The organism is Leyella stercorea, from assembly GCF_021531655.1.
On record NZ_JADYUF010000112.1, the window covers coordinates 1 to 734 of the forward strand.

Annotated in this window: 1 protein-coding gene; it reads right to left on the reverse strand. The window is 48.8% G+C overall.

The features are described from left to right. A partial coding sequence (gene pyrH, locus I6E49_RS14250; RefSeq protein WP_235403144.1) for a UMP kinase occupies window positions 1-581 on the reverse strand: 581 nt, incomplete at its 3' end. Window positions 582-734: the final 153 nt, after the last annotated feature.

Below are 734 nucleotides of genomic sequence, written 5' to 3' on the forward strand. Positions count from 1 at the left end.
ATCACCTTCAATCCGCGAGTGTAGATCTCGTCGTATGTGATGTCGCTGAACTTGGTTGCAGTTGGGTCTTTCTCTGGATCGGCGGTGTAGATGCCGTCAACACGTGTGCCCTTGAGCATAACGTCGGCTTCAATCTCAATGCCGCGCAGACTTGAACCAGTGTCGGTGGTGAAGTAGGGCGAACCGGTTCCGGCTGAGAATATGCATACGTAGCCGTTCTCCATAGCCTCGATGGCCTTCCACTTAGAGTAGAACTCGCCAATAGGTTCCATGCGTATGGCTGTGAGCACCTTTGTCTTAACGCCGATGGCGCCAAGAGCTGAGCTGAGTGCCAATGAGTTGATAACTGTAGCGCACATTCCCATTTGGTCGCCCTTAACACGGTCGAAACCCTTTGATGCTCCGCTAAGTCCACGGAATATGTTGCCACCGCCAATAACGATGCCTATCTGTACACCCATTTCGTGTACTTCCTTAATCTGCTGTGCATACTCGCCCAAACGAACCGGGTCGATGCCGAAGCTCTGTTTGCCCATAAGGCTCTCGCCACTGAGCTTAAGAAGGATTCTGTTGAATTTCATATAGTGAATTTTGAGTTTTGAATTTTGAGTTTTGAATTGTTGCCTACGGCAATTTTGAGTTTTGATTTTTGAATTTTGAGTTTTCCCTTTTATTCCTCTTCCCAAGTTTTCAAAGCATATAACTCCCCTCCCTACGGGGGAGGGGTCGGGGGT